Source organism: Luteimonas galliterrae (genome assembly GCF_023374055.1).
In the GTDB taxonomy this organism is placed as follows: Bacteria; Pseudomonadota; Gammaproteobacteria; order Xanthomonadales; family Xanthomonadaceae; genus Luteimonas_C; species Luteimonas_C galliterrae.
Genome location: NZ_JAMBEP010000004.1, coordinates 164,154 through 177,082 on the forward strand (window position 1 = coordinate 164,154; position 12,929 = coordinate 177,082).

Genomic DNA, 12,929 nt, shown 5'->3' on the forward strand with positions numbered 1-12,929 from the left:
GTTTCGCGGCAGTCGCGCGAGCGCGTACGGCACCGTCTGGCTTGCCCGAGAAGGCCCTCGGGAGCTACCATTTCGCAGTTTTCCGCGGTCGCAAGCCCGTTCACCGTCCGATCCGGCCGCCCTGCGCGCCGGTTGCGGCGGTCGTCGGCTGCGGACGCTCCATACCGACGACGACAGTCCTGTAAATCGGGGTCTAGGCAAAGATGAATCTAGCGCGTGCGATGCGATGGGGAATGTTGGCGGCTTTGATGCCCTGCTTGGCGTGGGCGCAGCCGCACGATCCGCACCGCTGGCAGTTGAACATGCGGAAGGGCGTGACCCATACCGCCCAGATCGCGTGGGAATCCCACATGATCGTGCTATGGATCTGCGTGGTGATCGGCGTGCTGGTGTTCGGCGCGATGTTCTACGCCATGTTCAAGTTCCGCAAATCCAAGGGCGCGGTCGCCGCGCAGTTCAGCCACAACACCACCGCCGAGATCATCTGGACGGTGGTGCCGGTAGTGATCCTGATCGCGCTGGCGTGGCCGGCCACGGCCAACCTGATCAAGATGTACGACACCCGCGATTCGGCGATGACGGTGAAGATCACCGGCTACCAGTGGATGTGGAAGTACGAATACCTCGGCGAAGGCGTCAGCTTCACCAGCCGCCTGGACCGCGAGAGCGACCGGATCCGCCAGAGCGGCGAAAAGCCCGATATGGCCAAGAATCCGTACTACCTGCTCGACGTCGACAACGCGCTCGTGCTGCCGATCGACACCAAGGTCCGCTTCGTGGTCACCGCCGACGACGTGATCCACGCCTGGTGGGTGCCGGCGCTGGGCTGGAAGCAGGACGCGATCCCGGGCATCGTCAACGAGGCCTGGTCCGACATCCGCGAGCCGGGCATCTACCGCGGCCAGTGCGCCGAACTGTGCGGCAAGGACCACGGCTTCATGCCGATCGTGGTCAAAGCGGTCAGCAAGCAGGAATTCCAGGCGTGGCTGGCGGCCGAAAAGGCCAAGCGCGCGCCCGCTCCGGCGCCCGCACCCGCGCCTGCAGCGCCCGCCGAGGCAGCGCCGGCTCCCGCCGCCGCGCCCGCGACTGCCAATAACTCCGCCGCCGCGCCTGCGGCCGGCTGATAAAGAACACTCGAGGTAGGCCATGTCCACGTATCCCGCCGCTGCCGATCACGCAGACCATCACGACGACCACGGTCACAAGCAGACCTTCGTCGAGCGTTGGTTCTTTTCGACCAACCACAAAGACATCGGCACGCTGTACCTGATCTTCAGCTTCATCATGTTCATCGTCGGCGCGGCGATGTCGGTGCTGATCCGCTGGGAGCTGATGGAGCCCGGCCTGCAGCACATGAAGCCGGAATTCTTCAACCAGATGACCACCGTGCATGCGCTGGTCATGATCTTCGGCGGCGTGATGCCGGCCTTCGTCGGCCTGGCCAACTGGATGGTGCCGTTGCAGATCGGCGCGCCGGACATGGCGCTGCCGCGGATGAACAACTGGTCGTTCTGGATCCTGCCGTTCGCCTTCACCATGCTGCTGCTGACCCTGTTCCTGCCCGGCGGTGCGCCGGCCGGCGGCTGGACCCTGTACCCGCCGCTGTCGCTGCAGGGCGGCAGCAACGTCGCGTTCGCGATCTTCGCGATCCACATGATGGGCATCAGCTCGATCATGGGCGCGATCAACGTCATCGCGACCATCCTCAACATGCGCGCCCCGGGCGTGGACCTGCTGAAGATGCCGATCTTCGCGTGGAGCTGGCTGATCACCGCCTTCCTGCTGATCGCGGTGATGCCGGTGCTGGCCGGCGCGGTGACCATGCTGCTGACCGACAAGTTCTTCGGCACCAGCTTCTTCAACGCGGCCGGCGGCGGCGACCCGGTGATGTTCCAGCACATCTTCTGGTTCTTCGGCCATCCCGAGGTCTACATCATGATCCTGCCGGCGTTCGGCGTGGTCTCGGAGATCCTGCCGACGTTCTCGCGCAAGCCGCTGTTCGGCTACCAGGCGATGGTGTACGCGATCGCCTCGATCGCCTTCCTGTCGTTCATCGTGTGGGCGCACCACATGTTCACGGTGGGCATGCCGCTGGGCGGCGAAATTTACTTCATGTTCGCGACCATGCTGATCGCGGTGCCCACCGGCGTGAAGGTGTTCAACTGGGTCAGCACGATGTGGAAGGGCTCGCTGAGCTTCGAAACGCCGATGCTGTGGGCCGTGGCCTTCGTGATCCTGTTCACCATCGGCGGCTTCTCCGGCCTGATGCTGGCGATCGTGCCCGCCGACTTCCAGTACCACGACACCTACTTCGTGGTCGCGCACTTCCACTACGTGCTGGTCACCGGCGCGCTGTTCTCGATCATCGCGGCCACGTACTACTGGTGGCCGAAATGGACCGGGCGCATGTACAACGAGTTCTGGGGCAAGTTCCATTTCTGGTGGACGGTGGTGTTCGTCAACCTGCTGTTCTTCCCGCAGCACTTCCTGGGCCTGGCCGGCATGCCGCGCCGCATCCCGGACTACAACGTGGTGTTCGCCGATTGGAACCTGGTCAGCTCGATCGGCGCCTTCGGCATGTTCGTCACGCCGTTCATGATGTTCGCCATCCTTTACGCCTCGCTCAAGAACGGCGCCAAGGCCCCGGCCCGCGCCTGGGAAGGCGCGCGCGGCCTGGAGTGGACAGTGCCGTCGCCGGCCCCGCACCACACCTTCACCACGCCGCCGGTGATCCGGCCGGGCGACCTGGCGCACGGCGATTTCGAGCACCTGGATTACGACTCCGCGACCACCGGCGCCGATACCGCCGCCCACCAGAATGCGCGCCAGTCCTGACCCCCGCAGCGATAACGCCGGCAGCGACGCCGCACGCCGTGGCGTGCGGCGCACCGTGCTCGTGCTGGTCGTCATCGCGGTAGCGATCTACGGCGCTTTCATCCTGTCCGGAGCGATGGGGCAGTGAACGCCGGCGAGAACAAGAGCGGCGGGTTCGGCATCGGCAAGATGGTCGCCGTGGCGCTGGCTGCGTTCGCCTTCACCTTCGCGCTGGTGCCGCTGTACCGGATCGCGTGCGAGAAGGTATTCGGCATCCGCCTGGAAAGGAATGCCGTCGACGGCAGCCAGGCGAAAAAAGCCGATCCGAACGAGCGCTGGGTCACCGTGCAGTTCGACGGCGGCGTCAATTCCAAGCTGCCTTGGGGCTTCCATCCCAACCAGCTGACGATGAAAGTGCAGCCCGGCCGGCAGTACGAGACCACCTATTTCGCGCGCAACAACGGCGACCGCGCCATCGTCGGCAACGCAGTGCCTTCGGTGGCGCCGGCCAAGGCCTCGGGCTATTTCAGCAAGACCGAATGCTTCTGCTTCACCGCGCAGACCTTGAATCCCGGCGAATCGCGCGACATGCCGGTGCGTTTCATCGTCGATCCGGCCTTGCCGCCGGAAGTCACCACCCTCACGCTCTCCTACACGTTCTACAAGAACGATGCCCTGACCCAGCGCCTCAACGCGCCGGCGACGGCATCTTCGCGCGCCGCGCTCGCGGCGCCCTGACCCGATAGCCAGATCAGCAACGGACGAACACCATGGCCCAGGCCCATTCCCACGACCAGCACGATTCCAACATCTATTACGTGCCGCACGGCAGCCGCTGGCCGGTCATCGCCTCGGTCGCGCTGTTCACCACGATGCTGGGCTTCGCCAGCTGGCTCAACGAGGCCAGTTGGGGCCGTCCGGTGTTCTTCGCGGGCCTGGTCTTCCTCGCGCTGATCCTCTTCAAGTGGTTCGCGGACGTGATCACCGAATCGATCCGCGGCTACTACAACAAGCAGGTCGACACCTCGTTCCGCATGGGCATGGTGTGGTTCATCTTTTCCGAGGTGATGTTCTTCGCCGCGTTCTTCGGCGCGCTGTTCTACGCGCGCCAGTACGCGATGCCGTGGCTGGGCGGCGAAGGCGACGGCGTGATGACCAACGCGCTGCTGTGGGACGGTTTCAGCGCGGCCTGGCCGAGCAACGGCCCGGGCGCGATCGGCGGCACCTATCAGACCATCCCCGCCTGGGGCTTGCCGCTGCTCAATACGCTGATCCTGTTGTCGTCGGGCGTCACCGTCACCATCGCCCACCACGCGCTCAAGGCCGGCCACCGCAAGCAGTTGCTGCTGTTCCTGGGACTGACGGTGCTGCTCGGCGCGCTGTTCCTGTTCTTCCAGGCCGAGGAATACATCCACGCCTACACGGAACTTAACCTGACGCTGGGCTCGGGCATCTACGGCTCCACGTTCTTCATGCTGACCGGTTTCCACGGCGCGCACGTGACGCTGGGCACGATCATGCTGGCGATCATCTGGCTGCGCTGCCTGAAGGGCCATTTCAGCAAGGACGACCATTTCGCGTTCGAAGCGGTGGCCTGGTACTGGCACTTCGTCGACGTGGTCTGGCTGGGCCTGTTCCTGTTCGTCTACGTGCTGTGACGCTTAAGCCCTTTTCCCTCCGGGAGAAGGGTCGGGATGAGGGTTCGGCGAAGCGGTGAAAGCGACCGATCGCAAAAACCTATCCATGCTTCGTGAGCGCAGCACGTCTATCGCGATCTTGGAGCCCGAGCTTTTCGCCGCACCCTCGCCCTTCGGGCACCTTCTTCCGGAGGGAAGGAATAGCAAAACTTTAAGGCGCGCGGCCGACGCCGTGCGGCGTGATCCAGCCCATATAGATCGCGAGGATCACCAGCAGGATCAGCGCCACCGACAGCCCGATGCGCTTGGTCAACGCGTTCACCGTCCGCTTGGTCTGCCCTTTGTCGACCAGCATGTAGTAGAGGCCGGCCCCCAGGTTCCACAAGATGAGTATCAGGAAGGCGACGATCAGCAGGGTCTTGAGCGAGTCGTTCATGGCGATGTCCGGGTCGCGGCGCTGCGTCGCGAGTGCCGCATTATCGCAGCCGGCCGGTAGTGCGGCGTGAGCGGACGCCGTAACAGACTGTTCCTGGGTTGGACGCTGGCGCTGGCGACGATGGCGCTGTTCGCCGGGCTCGGCCGCTGGCAGCTCGGGCGCATGCATGAGAAACAGGCGATGCTGGACGCGGCGCAGGCGGTGCTGACGCGGCGCCAGGCGAAGCCGCTTTCAAGCGCGGGCGATGCTGCGCGCCGGCACGACTACGACTGGGCGGCCGGCGAAGGCCGTTTCGCTGCGGCACCCGCGGTGCTGCTCGACAACCAGCAACGCGACGGACGGCCGGGCGTGCGCGCCTACCGCTTGTTCCAGCCGGCATCGGACGCAATGCCGCTGCTGGTCGAGCTCGGCTGGCTGCCGCTGCCGGGCGACCGGCGCATGCCGGCCGTGCCGGCGCCGCAAGGTGTGCTGCGCTTGGAAGGCCTGCTGCTGCCGCCGCCGTCGGCCGGCATCGCGGCCGCGCCGTTGCAGGCGCAGGACGACGGCAGCTTGCTGGCGCTTTCGCTGGACATGCAAGCGTTGCCGGCGGCATTGCGTTCGCCGCCGATCGCGGCGCGCATCCTGCGGCCCGATCCCGCGAACAAGATCGGCTATGCGCGCGATCTGGACATTCTGCCCAACACTCTGCCGCCGGAACGGCACCTCGGCTACGCGGTGCAGTGGTTCGCGCTGGCGCTTGCGGTGCTCGTCACCGCGTTCGTTCTCACCTTCCGTAAGAGAAGACCGCGCCGATGACCACGCAGCAATCGCTCTCCCAGCGCAACCGCAATCGCAGGATGCTGATCGCGATCTTCGCGATCTTCCTGGGCAGCTTCTTCGTGGCCGGCGTATTGCGCTTTTCCGGCTGGCGCCCCAGCGGGCTGAAGAATCATGGCGAGTTGCTGCAGCCGCCGAGCGATTTGCGCCAGATGGAACCGGTGCTGGCCGATGGCAGCGTGTATCGTTGGAATCCGGTGGAACGCACCTGGCGCATCGTGGTGGCGCCTCCTGCCGATTGCACTCAGGCTTGCGTGGAGCTCGCGCGCGAGATCGACGTGGTTTGGCAGCTGTTCGGCCGCGATGCGGATCGCGTCCACGTGCTATGGATGGGCGCGCCGCCCGCCGGCGTCAAAAAAACGACCGTGAAGCTGCAATCGCTGCGCCCCGCGCCCGCGCTGCGCGCCGCGCTGCCGCGCGTGGACGATGCCGGTAGCGCTGGCCGGCCCGGCGTGCCGGTATACGTCGTCGACCCGAACGGCTTCGTCATATTGCGCTACGCTCCCGGCTTCGATCCCGGCGATCTGCGCACCGACGTGGCGCGCTTGCTGAAACTGCGATGACATGAATCCAACTTTCCGCCCCGTGCTGCAGCATCCGGCCTTGAACCGCAACTTCCACCGCATCGCCTGGCTGGCGGTGGCGCTGGCGTTCGGCGTGATCGTATTCGGCGCGTTCGTGCGCCTGTCGAACGCGGGCCTGAGCTGTCCCGACTGGCCCACCTGCTACGGCCGCGCAGCATGGCCCAGCGCCGCGCACGAAGCCGTGGACCACGTCGCTACCGCGATCCGTCCGGTCGAACCGCACAAGGCCTGGCGCGAACAGGTGCATCGCATGCTGGCCGGCGCGCTCGGCGTGCTGGTGCTGACGCTGGCGCTGGTGGCCGCGCGCAAGCGGCGCTACGGCGTGCTGCAGGTGCTGGGCGCGGCTGCCCTGGTCGCGGTGTCGATTCCGTTGTACATGCGCGGCCAGCATGCGGCCGCCAGCGCGCTGGCGGCCGCGGGCGAAGCCCTGTTGCTGGTCGTCGCATTGCGCTGGTCCAACGCGGATCTGTCGCGCGCCGCCGCGCTGACGCTGATGGTGATCGTGTTCCAGGCCCTGCTCGGCATGTGGACGGTCACCTGGCTGTTGAAGCCGATCGTGGTGATGGGACACCTGCTCGGCGGCCTGCTGACGTTCTCGCTGCTGGTGTGGATGGCGTGGCGCGCGATCGACCGTCCGATCCTGTTGGCCGAAGCCGACGCATTGCGTCGCTGGGCGATCGTCGGCTTGGCCTTGCTGGGCGTGCAGATCGCGCTCGGTGGCTGGACCAGCGCCAATTACGCGGCCTTGTCGTGCGGCACCGATTTTCCGAAGTGCGTGGGGCAATGGTGGCCGCCGCACGATTTCCGCGAAGGATTCGTCCTGTGGCGCGGCATCGGCGTCGATTACGAAGGCGGCATCCTCGACGGCGAATCGCGCATCGCGATCCAGCTCGCGCACCGGATGATGGCGATCGCGCTGTTCCTCTACCTGTCGTGCATGTGCGCGCGCCTGCTGCAGACGCCGGGCATGCGCGGCTGGACGCTGCTGCTCGGCGGGTTGACGGTCGCGCAGGTGATGCTCGGCATCGCCAACGTCAAGCTGGCGCTGCCGCTGCCGGTCGCGGTGCTGCACAACGCCGGCGCCGCGCTGCTGCTGTTCGTGCTGGTGTCGCTGCTGGCTCGCCTGCGCAGCCCGGACACCTGACGCATGGCGGCGAGCAAAGCCCGCGAATACTGGGCCCTGACCAAGCCGCGCGTGGTGGCGTTGATCGTGTTCACCGCGCTGGTGGGCATGTTCCTGGCGGTGCCGGGCCTGCCGCCGCTGCGGCAGGCGCTGTTCGGGCTGCTCGGCATCTGGCTGGCGGCGGCGTCGGCGGCGGCGATCAACCATCTGATCGACCAACGCATCGATCGCGTCATGGCGCGCACTTCGCAGCGGCCGCTGGCGACCGGCGCGTTGAACGGCACCCAGGTATTAGCCTTCGCGATCGCGCTGGGCGCGTTGTCGATGACGGTGCTGATCGCCCTGGTCAATCCGTTGTGTGCGGCGCTGACCTTCGCCTCATTGATCGGCTACGCCATCGTCTATACCGGCTGGCTCAAGCGCGCTACGCCGCAGAACATCGTGATCGGCGGCATCGCGGGCGCGGCGCCGCCGGCGCTGGGCTGGAGCGCGGTGACCGGCACGCTGGATCCGCACGCATTGCTGCTGGTGCTGATCGTCTTCGTTTGGACGCCGCCGCATTTCTGGGCGCTGGCGATCTTCCGACGCGACGACTACGCGCGCGCGTTGGTGCCGATGCTGCCGGTGACGCACGGCGTGACCTATACGCGACAGCAGATCCTGCTGTACACCGTGCTGCTGGTGGTGGCGACGGTGCTGCCCTGGGCGACCGGCATGAGCGGCCTGTTTTATCTCGGTGGCGCGCTCGTGCTGGGCGCCGTGTTCGTCTGGTACGCATGGCGCCTGCTCGATCCGCCGGACGAGCTGTACGCGATGCAGGTGTTCAATTATTCGATCGTCTATCTGATGGCGCTGTTCGCCTTCCTGCTGCTCGATCATTGGCTGTTGCCGTGGTTGCAGCCGGTCGCAGGATTGGAGTTGATTCCGCAGCCGGCGTGATCGCCGGTTCGGTGCGCAGCGAGGCGGCCAGCATGCGTTGCCCCGCATGGCCTTCGGGGCTTGGCGATATGCGACGGCGGTGAGCGATCCCTGCCTTCAGGCAGGCGCAAGACGCCGCGTTCGGAGGGGGTTGGCCGGGCAGGCGCTCGTTAGGCTGGCGCTCCGGGTTCCAGCAAACCCAGGCATCTCCTTTCCCGAGGCAAACACCATGAAGAAGGCACGACGGTCCGATCTGCGGCTGATGGCCGCGCTGACACTCGCACTCGCGCTTCCGATCGCTGCGCAGGCGCAGGAATACGTATTTCAAACCATCGCAGGCGATTACGACGGCGATGGCGGGCGTGCGACGAAAGCCAATCTCGGCGGGCCGACGGGAGTCGCATTCGATACCGCCGGCAACATGTACGTCGCCGAGGCCTTCAGGCACCGCATCCGCAAAATCACGGCGGACGGCAAGATCCGGACCGTCGCAGGCACGGGCGCGCCTGGCTACAGTGAGCAAAGCGGGACCGGTGAACTGGGGCGCATCCATCTGCCGCAGAACATGATCGCCGACGGTCTGGGCAATCTTTACTTCGCGGACAGCAACAACAACCGGGTGCGCAAGCTCTGGGCCGACGGCCGGGTGACGCTCGTGGCGGGCAACGGCAGCGTGGCGTCCAGCGGCGACGGCGGGCGCGCAGTCGATGCGGGGGTAGGCCGGCCCTACGGCTTGACGTTGGATACGGCAGGAAACCTTTACGTATCCGAGAATATCAACCATCGCGTACGCAGAGTGACGCCGCAAGGCAAGATCAGTACGGTCGCGGGCAACGGCACGGGGGCGTACAGCGGCGATGGCGGGCCGGCCACGCTGGCGAGCCTGCGGTCGCCGATGGGCGTCGCCGTGGATCCGCATGGCAACTTGTTCATCGCCGATCACGCCAACCAGCGCATCCGCAAGGTGGACGTGGCGGGCCGCATCGGCACGTTCGTCAAATTCGACGACAGCCCGTCCGACGTGTCGTTCGGTCCCTCGGGCGATCTCTACGTCAGCCGCTTCTGCGGCATCGCTAAGCTGACGCCGAACGGCGCCATGCAGCCGTTCGTCGAAGACCCGCAATGCCAGTCGCTGTCGTTTCCGGAGAAGGTGGCATTCTCAAGCACAGGCGACGCTTACTTCGCCGATTCCGATGTCGGCACCGTCTTCCGCATGGGGGGACAGGACGTGTCGCCGGTCAAGGTGGCGGGTCGCGGCAGCTTCTACGGCGATGGCGCTGCAGCTGTGGACGCGTCGTTGTCCAAGGTTACCGGCGTCGCCACCGATGCTGCAGGCGAGGTCTATATCGCCGATTCGTATTTCAACAACCGGATCAGGAAAATCCTGCAGGATGGCACGATCGCCACGGTAGCCGGGTCCGGCTACTGGTTCGACGGCGGGGACGAGGAAGGTATTCCGGCCGTGCAAGCGAAGCTAAGCAGTCCTCACGACAGCGCGGTGGACAGCTCTGGAAATCTCTACATTGCGGACCGGCTCAATGGCCTCGTCCGCATGGTCAGTGCAGCCGATGGGTCGATCCATACGTTCGCGGGAGGAGGCGCCGGCGGCGATGGCGGGCCGGCGACGAACGCCAAACTCGGCGCTATACGTCGGGTTGCGATCGATGGCACCGGCAATGTCTTCATCGCCGACGCCAGCAACCACCGCATCCGCCGGGTCGATACGGCAGGTATCATCACCACGGTTGCGGGCAACGGCATCCCCGGATTTTCCGGCGATGGCGGCGCCGCCGCGAACGCTTCTTTGAACTTGCCCAGCGGCATCGCCATAGACGCATCGGGCAACCTTTACATCGGCGACGAAGGCAATCGCCGCGTGCGCAAGGTCACGCCCGGTGGAACTATCTCCACGGTCGCCGGCAACGGACTCGCCGGCAGTTCGGGCGATGGCGGGCCTGCGACGCAGGCGGCGATCGGGGCGGTCACCGGGATCGGCCTGGACGACAGCGGCGCGCTGTATATCGCGGCAGGCGCGCTTCGCAAGGTGACGTCTTCGGGCGTGATATCGACCCTGTCGGGTGTGCAATATCCGGCTTATGACGTGGCCGTAGGCGACGACGGTGCCTTGTACGTCGCCAGCCTCGGTGGACGAGTGCTGAGGGGCTTTCCCGCAGCGCGTCCAGCGGCGCGTGCATCCCGCTGACGGCCAGCGAATGTCGCGCAAAAAGGAACGGCCCGCATCGCGGGCCGTTTTTTTGTCGACTGAGGGCCAGCCTCACCGGAGCAGGTGCCGTTGCCAGAACTCGATGGCCGCGGCGTCGAAGTAGTCGTTGTTGGCTTTCTTGCGGAAGCCGTGGCCTTCGTCGTCGTACATCAGGAACCACACCGGCTGGCCGTTGCCGCGCACCGCTTTCACGATCTGCTCGGCCTCGGTATAGGGCACGCGCGGATCGTTCTTGCCCTGCGCCACGAACAGCGGCGAGCGGATCTTGCCGGCGTTCTTCAGCGGCGAGATGCGGTCGAACACGGCCTTCATTTCCGGGATGCGCTCGTCGCCGTATTCGGCGCGGCGCAAGTCGCGGCGATAGCTCTCGGTATTGTTGAGGAAAGTGGTGAAGTCGGAGATGCCGACCACGTCGACGCCGGCCTTGATCCGGTCGCTGTAGTGCATCAGCGATGCCAGCACCATGTAACCGCCGTAGCTGCCGCCGGTCACGCCTACGCGCGAGGCGTCCAGTTCGGGTTGCTGAGCGATCCAGTCCAGCAGCGCGCCGATATCCTTGACCGAATCTTCGCGCTTCTCGGCATTGTCCAACTTGAGGTAGCTCTTGCCGTAACCGGACGAGCCGCGCACGTTCGGTACCAGCACGGCGACGCCCAGTTCGTTGATCAGGAATTGCGTGCTCGGGTCGAAGAACGGTATCGACTGGCCTTCGGGCCCGCCGTGGATGTCGATCACCACCGGATACTTCCCGCCAGCGGCCGGTTTATTCGGCTTGTAGTAGAACGCCGGAATCGTGCGCGGTTTGTTGTCGACCGTATCGAAGGTCGGGAACCGCACCAACGTCGGCGAGACGAAGGTGGACGTGTCCAAACCGCCGACTTCGCTGCGCGTCCAACGCGTCAGCTTGGCGTCGGCCAGGTCGATCACGTAGACGTCGCTCGGCGATGTCGCGGTGTTCAGCGTTACCGCCAGGCGCTCGCCGTCGGGCGAGAAACTCATGCCGGCGACCAGGCCGACCGGCAACGCGGGCAACGGGATCGGTTTGTGGCTGGGCAAAGCCAATACGGTGAGCTTGTAGATGCCGTCCTCGTTGGCGATGTAGGCCAGATGCCTGCCGTCGTCGGCGACGTCGAAGCCGTCGACATCCCAGGGAATATCCTTGGTCAGCACTTCGAACTTGCCGCTGGCCGGATCGTGGTAGCGCAGGCTCTGGAATTCGCTGGCTTGGCCGTCGACCGGCTCGTCGGAAACGAAATACGCCGCCTTGCCGTCCGGCGCGAATTGGAAACCGCCGAACGCGGCCTTGCCGCCGTCGACAGGGAACAAGGTCAGTTTGCCCGTGGCCAAGTCGACTTCGCCGGGATACGCCTCGTTCGCCGAAACGAATTTGGTGACCAGCAAACGCGTGCCGTCGGGCGAGAAATCCATCGCCGCCCAGTTGCCGCCTGCCGTCACCAGCGGCTTGGCTTGCCGCGTGGCTGTGTCCAGCAGCCAGATGTCGGTGTCGGTGCCGTTGCGCGCGGTGCTGCTGTACGCCAACTGCTTGCCGTCTTCGGAGAACAGCGCGCCGCGGTTCTGGCTGCGCTTGCCGTCGGTGAGCATGACCACGTCGCGCGTGGTCAGGTCGTACCAGTGCAACTGCGAGAATTCGTTGCCGCCTACGTCCTTGCCGAACACGAAACCGTTACGGCCGGATTTGGCCGGCGCGACGGTCAGGTCGCTCACCGGTTCGTTGTAGAAGGTGATCTGTTCGCGCATGCCCAGCGGCTGGCACACGCGGTGCGCTTGGCTGGTTTCGGCGAAGCGGGTGCTGATCAGCAGACAGCCATCTTGCGTCCAACCGGCGATGCCGGCGCCGCGCGTGTTTTGGTAACGGTTGAGGCGTTCGATCAGTTCGGCCGGAATCGCAGGCACATTTTCGGTGGTGCGGTTGCCCTGCACTTGGCGGTCGATCTTCGCGGTCTGTGCGGCGGCGGGCAGGGCGCAGGCGGCGGCGAGGGCGCACAGTAATACGATACGAGCGCGAGTCATGCGTGTTCTCCCCAGAACTGGAAGCCGGAGCTTAACGCGACTTGCTGCGTACGACACCGCCGATAGTCACGGGCCCGCCCTCATCTCAAGCCTATCTTCCGCCTTCGAAAAGCGGAAACAGGGAGATTTGCTCTTGCTCCGCTGCCTTTGCTTGGGGTTTGTGGCGACCTGCCGGCCTTCCAGGCCGGGGTTTCGTCCGCTAAAATCGCGGCCGAGTGACTTTCTTTTTGTGGGGCCCAAAAAGAACAGTAACCAAAGAAAAAGGGCCTTTGGAAGGGATCCCGGCGAGGGGCCACCCCATGTGCTTGGCCACCGCTCGCCGGCCCTCGGGATTCCTCCGTCGCTT

At 65.6% G+C, this 12,929-nt stretch carries 11 protein-coding genes and 1 pseudogene; 10 read left to right on the forward strand and 2 right to left on the reverse strand.

What is annotated here, in order from left to right; genetic code table 11:
• Window positions 1-203 precede the first annotated feature (203 nt).
• The 5 genes and pseudogenes from coxB (at window position 204) to M2650_RS15015 (ending at window position 4,472) form a co-directional block, all read left to right on the forward strand.
• Window positions 204-1,124 carry a cytochrome c oxidase subunit II gene (coxB, locus tag M2650_RS14995; RefSeq protein ID WP_249475895.1) on the forward strand — a complete coding sequence of 307 codons (921 nt, stop codon included), beginning with the start codon at window positions 204-206 and terminating at the stop codon, window positions 1,122-1,124.
• A 22-nt stretch (window positions 1,125-1,146) separates the two neighbouring features.
• Window positions 1,147-2,769, forward strand: a pseudogene (gene ctaD, locus M2650_RS15000) (cytochrome c oxidase subunit I); the annotation flags it as partial.
• Window positions 2,770-2,818: 49 nt separating this feature from the next.
• Window positions 2,819-2,962, forward strand: coding sequence for a hypothetical protein (locus M2650_RS15005; protein ID WP_249475896.1), 144 nt, complete (start codon window positions 2,819-2,821; stop codon window positions 2,960-2,962).
• Window positions 2,963-3,003: 41 nt separating this feature from the next.
• Window positions 3,004-3,552 (forward strand): cytochrome c oxidase assembly protein, encoded by a 549-nt coding sequence (locus M2650_RS15010; RefSeq protein WP_249475911.1) that lies wholly within the window; start codon window positions 3,004-3,006, stop codon window positions 3,550-3,552.
• A 32-nt stretch (window positions 3,553-3,584) separates the two neighbouring features.
• Window positions 3,585-4,472 (forward strand): cytochrome c oxidase subunit 3, encoded by an 888-nt coding sequence (locus tag M2650_RS15015; RefSeq protein WP_249475897.1) that lies wholly within the window; start codon window positions 3,585-3,587, stop codon window positions 4,470-4,472.
• Window positions 4,473-4,662: 190 nt separating this feature from the next.
• On the opposite strand, the gene M2650_RS15020 is transcribed toward M2650_RS15015, so the two are convergent.
• Window positions 4,663-4,887, reverse strand: a complete 225-nt coding sequence (locus M2650_RS15020) for a twin transmembrane helix small protein (protein ID WP_249475898.1) — start codon at window positions 4,885-4,887, stop codon at window positions 4,663-4,665.
• 120 nt (window positions 4,888-5,007) lie between these two features.
• Between M2650_RS15020 and M2650_RS15025 the strand changes: the two genes are divergently transcribed.
• The 5 genes from M2650_RS15025 to M2650_RS15045 all read left to right on the forward strand — a co-directional run bounded on the left by M2650_RS15025 (window position 5,008) and on the right by M2650_RS15045 (window position 10,531).
• Window positions 5,008-5,682: an SURF1 family protein gene (locus M2650_RS15025; RefSeq protein ID WP_249475912.1), complete on the forward strand. Its 675-nt coding sequence runs from the start codon at window positions 5,008-5,010 to the stop codon at window positions 5,680-5,682.
• A complete protein-coding gene (locus M2650_RS15030; RefSeq protein WP_249475899.1) occupies window positions 5,679-6,266 on the forward strand; it encodes a hypothetical protein in 588 nt (195 codons plus the stop codon). Before M2650_RS15025 ends, M2650_RS15030 begins: the two co-directional genes overlap by 4 nt.
• 1 nt (window position 6,267) lies before the next feature.
• On the forward strand, window positions 6,268-7,431 hold the full coding sequence (locus tag M2650_RS15035) for a COX15/CtaA family protein (protein ID WP_249475900.1): 1,164 nt from the start codon (window positions 6,268-6,270) through the stop codon (window positions 7,429-7,431).
• 3 nt (window positions 7,432-7,434) lie between these two features.
• Complete coding sequence (cyoE, locus tag M2650_RS15040; protein WP_249475901.1) at window positions 7,435-8,349, forward strand: heme o synthase; 915 nt, start codon at window positions 7,435-7,437, stop codon at window positions 8,347-8,349.
• 130 nt (window positions 8,350-8,479) lie between these two features.
• Window positions 8,480-10,531: an NHL repeat-containing protein gene (locus tag M2650_RS15045; protein ID WP_249475902.1), complete on the forward strand. Its 2,052-nt coding sequence runs from the start codon at window positions 8,480-8,482 to the stop codon at window positions 10,529-10,531.
• 72 nt (window positions 10,532-10,603) lie between these two features.
• Here M2650_RS15045 and M2650_RS15050 read toward each other — a convergent pair whose 3' ends face one another.
• Window positions 10,604-12,583 carry a S9 family peptidase gene (locus tag M2650_RS15050; RefSeq protein ID WP_249475903.1) on the reverse strand — a complete coding sequence of 660 codons (1,980 nt, stop codon included), beginning with the start codon at window positions 12,581-12,583 and terminating at the stop codon, window positions 10,604-10,606.
• Between the last annotated feature and the right edge of the window lie 346 nt (window positions 12,584-12,929).

What these genes read in the sequence shown, in the direction of transcription:
- M2650_RS15005 (WP_249475896.1), top strand. Translation starts at nt 2,819, where the DNA reads ATGCGCGCCAGTCCTGACCCCCGCAGCGATAACGCCGGCAGCGACGCC.
- M2650_RS15035 (WP_249475900.1), top strand. Translation starts at nt 6,268, where the DNA reads ATGAATCCAACTTTCCGCCCCGTGCTGCAGCATCCGGCCTTGAACCGC.
- M2650_RS15030 (WP_249475899.1), top strand. Translation starts at nt 5,679, where the DNA reads ATGACCACGCAGCAATCGCTCTCCCAGCGCAACCGCAATCGCAGGATG.
- M2650_RS15010 (WP_249475911.1), top strand. Translation starts at nt 3,004, where the DNA reads ATGGTCGCCGTGGCGCTGGCTGCGTTCGCCTTCACCTTCGCGCTGGTG.
- coxB (WP_249475895.1), top strand. Translation starts at nt 204, where the DNA reads ATGAATCTAGCGCGTGCGATGCGATGGGGAATGTTGGCGGCTTTGATG.
- M2650_RS15050 (WP_249475903.1), bottom strand. Translation starts at nt 12,583, where the DNA reads ATGACTCGCGCTCGTATCGTATTACTGTGCGCCCTCGCCGCCGCCTGC.
- M2650_RS15020 (WP_249475898.1), bottom strand. Translation starts at nt 4,887, where the DNA reads ATGAACGACTCGCTCAAGACCCTGCTGATCGTCGCCTTCCTGATACTC.
- cyoE (WP_249475901.1), top strand. Translation starts at nt 7,435, where the DNA reads ATGGCGGCGAGCAAAGCCCGCGAATACTGGGCCCTGACCAAGCCGCGC.
- M2650_RS15025 (WP_249475912.1), top strand. Translation starts at nt 5,008, where the DNA reads ATGGCGCTGTTCGCCGGGCTCGGCCGCTGGCAGCTCGGGCGCATGCAT.
- M2650_RS15015 (WP_249475897.1), top strand. Translation starts at nt 3,585, where the DNA reads ATGGCCCAGGCCCATTCCCACGACCAGCACGATTCCAACATCTATTAC.